Genomic DNA, 6,899 nt, shown 5'->3' with positions numbered 1-6,899 from the left:
GAGCAGGCTCGCTCCCACAAGGGATGTATATCAGTGAAGTTTCAGGCGCGGCTCGGTCCCGCGGCCAATCTTGCTGCCCAGCATCAACATCGCCGTGCGGAACGCGCCATACAGCGCCATCTGGTGCATGCGGTACAGCGACACATAAAACATCCGCGCCAGCCAACCCTCAAGCATCACGCTGCCGGTCAGGTTGCCCATCAAGTTACCCACAGCCGAAAAACGCGACAGCGAAATCAACGAGCCGTAGTCGGTGTACTTGTACACAGGCAAACCCTTGCCCTCGATCCGCAGCTTCAGCGATTTGGCCAGCAACGACGCCTGCTGATGCGCAGCCTGGGCGCGCGGCGGCACATTGCGATCGGTGCCCGGTTGCGGGCAGGCCGCGCAGTCACCGAAGGCGAAGATGTTCTCGTCGCGGGTGGTTTGCAGGGTCGGCAGCACTTGCAGCTGGTTGATGCGGTTGGTTTCCAGACCGTCGATGTCCTTGAGGAAACCCGGCGCACGAATCCCGGCGGCCCAGACTTTCAGGCTGGCGTTGATCACTTTGCCGTCGGCGGTGATCAGGCTGTCGGCGGTCACTTCGCTAACGGCCGCGTTGGTCATGACATTGACCCCGAGTTTCTCCAGGGTTTTATGCACAGGCCCGCCAATGCGTTCCGGCAATGCTGGCAGCACCCGTGGACCGGCTTCGATCAAGGTGATGTGCATGTTCTCCGGTTTGATCCGGTCCAGACCGTAAGCCGCCAGTTCATGCGCGGCGTTGTGCAGTTCGGCGGCGAGCTCGACGCCCGTGGCACCGGCGCCGACGATGGCCACGCTGATCCGCTGCACCACATCCGTCTGCCCGGCGTGCGCGCGCAAGTAATGGTTGAGCAGTTGCTGGTGGAAACGCTCGGCCTGTTTGCGTGTGTCGAGGAACAGGCAATGTTGCGCCGCGCCCTGGGTGCCGAAATCGTTGGTGGTGCTGCCGACGGCGATCACCAGCGAGTCGTACGGCACTTCACGCGCCGGCACCAGTTCCAGGCCAGCTTCGTCATAGGTGGCGGCCAGCTGGATTTTCTTCTGTGCGCGATCAAGCCCGCTCATGCGCCCCAGCTGGAACTCGAAGTGGTTCCATTTTGCCTGGGCAACATAGTTGAGTTCGTCTTCGGAAGAGTTCAGGGAACCGGCCGCCACTTCGTGCAACAGCGGTTTCCAGATGTGGGTCAGGTTCGCGTCGACCAGCATCACACTGGCCGTGCCGCGCTTGCCCAGAGTCTTACCCAGACGGGTAGCCAACTCCAGACCGCCGGCGCCGCCGCCAACGATGACAATACGATGAGTCATGGGGATATCTCGCAAGGCTAAAAGAAATCGGTGCAATTACCCGAGCGAGCGCGATGCAGCTCATAGCGTCAGGTAACTGATAAATCGGCTCAACAGGCCCAGGCCAATAGTCACTGCCAGCACCACCACCAGGAGCATCCACGGCCGGAAAGGCCGGCGCTCGACTCGGTGCTGGGACAGGTGCAGGTACTCTTCGACATGCTTTTGGTCGTCGGGGTTCAGGCGGCTGGTCATATCGGGCCTCGTCAGGGGTAGACGTTGCTGAATGTGGGGAAGCTACATGCGGGCGGCGGTGTAACACATCAGCCCGCATTGAACGGAGCATAGCCGCTCGCTGGAACAGGCTCGACGCTGACCGTATCGTCCAGGCGAATGATTCCACTTTGTAACACTCGGGCGGTGATTCCGCCATGTCCGCGAACGGCCTGAAAGGTGCCAGGGCCGAGGTTGTTTTGCAGGCGCGCGCAGGGCTGACACCAACCGGTGGTTTCGAAAATCGCCTGGCCGATTTTGAAGCGGCGACCCTTGAGGCTGAACAGGTTGATCCCACTGATAACGAGGTTGCGCCGCAAATCATTAGGCAACAGCGGATTATCTTCCGAGCGGCCCATCAGCGAGTTGATCACCGCCAGATGCTCCCACTGAATCAACGTCACCTGCCGCGCATTGCGCACACCGGGGCGGGCGCGATCGCCGGTCAAGCCGGCCTCGAGTCGTGCCTCCACGGCCGCCAGTTCGATCATCGGCACGTGTGGCTGCGGGCGCACACCGATCCAGCGTACGCGGCCGGTTTGCGGGACTTCAGCGATCAGTTCCTGCAATGGACTCACAGGCTGATCCCGACATCGAAGACGATGCTGCGACCGAGGTTGCTGCGCAGGAAATCCGGGGCGTCGGGATGCGCAAATAAAACACGGGCGAAGGTCGGCCCCACCAGCGACAACGAGCGCCAACCCTGACGCAAGTATTCGGTGGGCGGCGGGAAATGGCTATTGAGGTCGAGCACTTCGCGCTTGAGGCTGGCGAAGGCGATGATGTCCAGTTCGCCCAGGTCCATGCCGCGCTCTTTGTAGTTGTGCGCTTTTTTGCGCAAGGTCGGCGCCAGTCTCAGCAGGAATTCATTGGCCGGAATGCGCCGGGGTTTGGCTTCGCGACGCACCAGCGAACTCAGCGAAAACGCACTGCGTCGGCGTTGCAGTTCATCGCGCCACTCATCGTTGAGGCGCCGGCCTTCGTCGAGCACGAAAAACACTTCGAAGTTCGCCTCGCGAAACAGCACGTCCGGCGGCTCCCCGGCAGGCGCGAACTCGTCGGTGCGGTAAGGAATGTTCAGCCCTTGCAGCAGGCGCTGGCACACCCAACGCTCACGCTCCCATTTGCGGGCATTGGAAAGAAACGCGTTGGCTTGCTCGGCCGCAATGGTCAGCAGGCGTAAGTAATCTGAGTCATCCATAGGCCCAAGCTTAGCGTTCAAATGCGTTCGCAAAGAAGACAGTTTGTCGGAGAAGAGCAAAAGCCTGTAACGCCATTGCCCCATCCCGTGCCCGTTTCAGGGCCCTGCACAAAACGGATAGCGATCTGCGCAAAGCGGATATTGCCCCGCGCCTGGCAGCTTTACCCTCGGCTTTACGGGACGTTAGCCGCTTTACCGACGTTCTGAATAAAACAACAACAAGAGATGAATGCCATGCGCAAGATCGACGTACATGAGGTTATCGACAACGCTCGATTCAACCGCTTCCACTGGATGGTGCTGTTCTGGTGTGCCCTGATCATCATTTTCGACGGTTACGATCTGGTGATTTACGGCGTGGTGTTGCCGATGCTGATGAAGGAGTGGGGGCTCAGTCCCTTGCAGGCCGGCGCGCTGGGAAGTTACGCATTGTTTGGAATGATGTTCGGCGCGCTGTTTTTCGGCCCGCTCTCGGACAAGATCGGCCGCAAGAAAGCCATCACCATCTGTGTGATGCTCTTCAGCGGTTTTACCGTGCTCAACGGTTTTGCCCGCAACCCCACCGAGTTCGGCCTGTGCCGGTTCATCGCCGGCCTGGGCATTGGCGGGGTGATGCCCAACGTCGTGGCGCTGATGAACGAGTACGCGCCGAAGAAAATCCGCAGCACGCTGGTGGCGATCATGTTCAGCGGCTACTCCGTGGGCGGCATGCTCTCGGCGGGACTGGGCATCGTGCTGATCCCGAGCTTCGGCTGGCAGTCGGTGTTTTACGTCGCGGTGCTGCCGTTGGTGCTGTTGCCGCTGATCATGTACTTCCTGCCCGAGTCGGTGGGTTTCATGCTGCGTCAGGGGCGCAATGAAGAGGCGCGCGCCATTCTTCAACGGGTCGATCCGGCGTACGTCGCGCAGTCCGGCGATCAACTGCACATGAGCGAAGTGAAGGGCACCGGCACCCCCGTGCTGCAACTGTTTCGCGAGGGGCGCGCACTGCGCACGCTGATGTTGTGGCTGGCGTTTTTCTGCTGCTTGTTGATGGTTTACGCCTTGAGTTCCTGGCTGCCGAAACTGATGGCCAACGCCGGTTACAGCCTGGGTTCGAGCCTGTCGTTCCTGCTGGTGCTCAACTTCGGCGCCATTTTCGGTGCGGTCGGTGGCGGCGTGCTGGGTGACAAACTGAATCTGCCGCGGGTGTTGGCGGTGTTCTTCGCCGTGGCCGCCGTGTCGATCACCTTGCTCGGTTTCAACAGCCCGATGCCGCTGCTGTACCTGCTGATCGCCATCGCCGGCGCCACCACCATCGGTTCGCAGATTCTGTTGTACGCCTGCGCCGCGCAGTTCTACTCCATGACCATTCGCTCCACCGGTCTGGGCTGGGCCTCGGGCATCGGACGCAACGGCGCGATTGTCGGGCCGCTGCTGGGCGGTGCATTGCTCGGGATCAGCCTGCCGCTGCAACTCAACTTCATGGCGTTTGCCTTGCCCGGCGCGGTGGCCGCGATTGCCATGACCGTGTTTGCGATCAGCAGTCAGCGCAGTCACAGGCAAGCGCTGTCGGGCCTGCGCAACGGTTCGCCAGACGGGTCTGTCGGCGAAGCTTCATGAAAACGTTTGTCCGGGATTTTTCCCTGTCGGCGGCCGTCGCCGGATTTATCGCCACGGTGATTTCCTATGCCGGCCCGTTGGTGATTATTTTCCAGGCGGCCGAGACCGCACACCTGTCGCGGGAAGTGTTGTCGTCGTGGGTCTGGGCGATTTCCATCGGCAGCGCGGTGCTCGGTATCGGTTTGAGCCTGCGTTACCGCGTGCCGGTGATCATCGCGTGGTCGGCGCCCGGCTCGGCATTGTTGGTGGCGCTGTTGCCGGGGATCTCGATGCCGGAGGCGGTGGGCGCGTACCTGGTCAGCAGCCTGATCATTTTCCTGGTCGGGGTGTCGGGGGCGTTTGACCGGATCATCGGCAAACTGCCGGCGGCTGTTGCGGCGGCGATGCTGGCGGGGATTCTGTTCAGTTTCGGCACCGGGTTGTTTGTCTCGTTGCAGGGCAAACCGCTGCTGGTGCTGGCGATGTTTGCCACGTACCTGATCTGCAAACGGCTGATGCCGCGTTATGCGGTGGTGATGGTGCTGCTGGTGGGCTGCTCGGTGGCGTTTCTCGGCGGTGATTTGCACAGCGAAGCGCTGGTGATCGGGTTGGCCACGCCGGTGTGGATCACGCCCGTGTTCAGCCTGAGCGCGACGCTGAACATTGCCTTGCCGCTGGTGATGGTGGCGCTGACCGGCCAGTTCGTGCCCGGCATGGCGGTGTTGCGGGCCAGCGGTTACGCGACGCCGTCCGGCCCGATCATCGCCAGCAGTGCGTTGGGCACGGCGCTGTTGGCACCGTTCGGTTGCCACGGGCTGAATCTGGCCGCGATCACCGCAGCCATTTGTACCGGTCGCGAGGCCCATGAAAACCCCGGCAAGCGCTACGTGGCCGGGGTGGTCGGCGGGCTGTGTTACCTGCTGCTGGGCATCTTCGGCGCCACCCTGGTTTCGCTGTTTTCGGCATTCCCCAAAGAGCTGATCGCGGCGTTGGCCGGGCTGGCGCTGTTCGCCGCGATTGCCGGGGCACTGGCTGGCGCAATGGCGGTGGTGAGTGATCGCGAAGCCGCGCTGGTGACCTTCCTCACCACCGCTTCGGGCATGTCGTTGTTGGGTTTGTCCGCGGCTTTTTGGGGACTGATTTTCGGCATGGTCACCCATGTGTTGTTAAACGCCCGTCGCGAAAGCGCGGCGGCTGAAGCACTTCCAACTGTCGATCAATAAAAATAAGAGAAAAAATGATGAAACAGATTCTTCCAACAACCGGTTCCGTGTTGTCCATGGCGCTCGTCTCGGGTTTCTCCACCGGTACGATGGCGGCAGAGGGCGGCTTTATCGAAGACACCACGGCCACCTTGCAGGCACGCAATTACTACTTCAGCCGGGACTTCTCCGACATCGTCGGGGCGAACAAGCAATCGAAGGCCGAAGAGTGGGCGCAGGGCTTCATCCTTAACGTCAAATCCGGCTACACCCAAGGGCCTGTCGGGTTTGGTGTGGATGTGATTGGCCTGCTCGGCCTCAAACTCGACAGCAGCCCGGATCGGGTCAATACCGGTTTGCTGCCGGTCAAGGATGACGGGCGCGCGGCAGATGATTACAGCCGTCTCGAAGCTGCGCTGAAGGTGCGTTACTCCAAAACCGAGCTGAAAGTCGGGGAGTTGCAACCCAACCTGCCGGTGTTGGCGTTCAGTGATATCCGCCTGCTGCCGCCCAGTTACCAAGGTGCAAGCATCAGTTCCAATGAGATCAATGGCCTGACCTTGCAAGGCGGTCACTTGAACACGACCAGCCTGCGCAACGAGGCGGGCGACGAGAAAATGCAGGCCATGCTCGGCCATGTGCCGCAGCGCCAGGTCAGCAGTGATGGCTTCAACTTTGCCGGCGCCGATTACGCCTTCAACGATAAACGCAGCTCGGTCAGCGCCTGGTTCGGGCAACTGGAAGATATCTACAACCAGCGCTTTCTCGGTCTCAAGCACAGCCAGCCGATGGGCGACTGGACCTTGGGCGCCAACCTTGGTTATTACGATTCGCGCGAGGATGGCAAAAAGCTGCTGGGCAACATTGATAACCAGGCGTTCTTCTCGCTGTTGTCGGCCAAGCGCGGTGGTCACACGTTTTATGTCGGTTATCAGGGGATGTTCGGTGACAGCGCATTCCCGCGTGTCTTCGCCAACATCTCGCCGCTGGGCAACGAGGTGCCGACCTACGAGTTTGCCTTTACCGACGAACGCTCCTGGCAGGCGCGTTACGACTACGACTTCGCCGCCCTCGGTGTGCCGGGGCTGACCAGCACCGTGCGTTACATTTCCGGTAATAACGTCGACACAGGGCAAGGGTTCGAGGGCAAGGATCGCGAGCGTGATCTCGACCTCGGCTACGTGCTGCAAAACGGCAGCCTCAAAGGCCTCGGGATTCGCGTGCGCAACGTGATGGCCCGTTCCAACTACCGCAGTGATATCGACGAAAACCGCCTGATCCTCAGTTACACCTGGACGCTGCTATGACCATTGAGAAAGAACAACCGCCTTACA

Annotated in this window: 7 protein-coding genes; 3 read left to right on the top strand and 4 right to left on the bottom strand. The window is 60.9% G+C overall.

The window, feature by feature from the left end; genetic code table 11:
- Positions 1-30 precede the first annotated feature (30 nt).
- The 4 genes from KGB25_RS27995 to KGB25_RS27980 form a co-directional block, all read right to left on the bottom strand.
- Positions 31-1,329 carry an NAD(P)/FAD-dependent oxidoreductase gene (locus KGB25_RS27995; RefSeq protein ID WP_223437617.1) on the bottom strand — a complete coding sequence of 433 codons (1,299 nt, stop codon included), beginning with the start codon at positions 1,327-1,329 and terminating at the stop codon, positions 31-33.
- Positions 1,330-1,389: 60 nt separating this feature from the next.
- Positions 1,390-1,563 (bottom strand): DUF3094 domain-containing protein, encoded by a 174-nt coding sequence (locus KGB25_RS27990; protein WP_008028730.1) that lies wholly within the window; start codon positions 1,561-1,563, stop codon positions 1,390-1,392.
- Between the two features lie 68 nt (positions 1,564-1,631).
- Positions 1,632-2,159, bottom strand: coding sequence for an MOSC domain-containing protein (locus tag KGB25_RS27985; RefSeq protein WP_223437615.1), 528 nt, complete (start codon positions 2,157-2,159; stop codon positions 1,632-1,634).
- A complete protein-coding gene (locus KGB25_RS27980) occupies positions 2,156-2,782 on the bottom strand; it encodes a DUF1780 domain-containing protein (protein WP_032828736.1) in 627 nt (208 codons plus the stop codon). Before KGB25_RS27980 ends, KGB25_RS27985 begins: the two co-directional genes overlap by 4 nt.
- Positions 2,783-3,016: 234 nt before the next feature.
- Between KGB25_RS27980 and KGB25_RS27975 the strand changes: the two genes are divergently transcribed.
- From KGB25_RS27975 to KGB25_RS27965, 3 genes are read left to right on the top strand one after another with little or no spacing between them, the layout of a single operon-like run.
- Complete coding sequence (locus KGB25_RS27975; RefSeq protein ID WP_008028725.1) at positions 3,017-4,384, top strand: aromatic acid/H+ symport family MFS transporter; 1,368 nt, start codon at positions 3,017-3,019, stop codon at positions 4,382-4,384.
- Positions 4,381-5,586, top strand: coding sequence for a benzoate/H(+) symporter BenE family transporter (locus KGB25_RS27970; RefSeq protein ID WP_223437613.1), 1,206 nt, complete (start codon positions 4,381-4,383; stop codon positions 5,584-5,586). The genes KGB25_RS27975 and KGB25_RS27970 overlap by 4 nt, the downstream gene beginning before the upstream one ends.
- Before the next feature lie 17 nt (positions 5,587-5,603).
- Complete coding sequence (locus tag KGB25_RS27965) at positions 5,604-6,872, top strand: OprD family porin (RefSeq protein WP_223437611.1); 1,269 nt, start codon at positions 5,604-5,606, stop codon at positions 6,870-6,872.
- Positions 6,873-6,899 lie beyond the last annotated feature (27 nt).

The organism is Pseudomonas sp. BF-RE-21, assembly GCF_019947305.1.
GTDB lineage: Bacteria > Pseudomonadota > Gammaproteobacteria > Pseudomonadales > Pseudomonadaceae > Aquipseudomonas > Aquipseudomonas migulae.
Note: the sequence above shows the minus strand (reverse complement) of the source record. Positions and strands in the feature narration are given on the sequence as shown.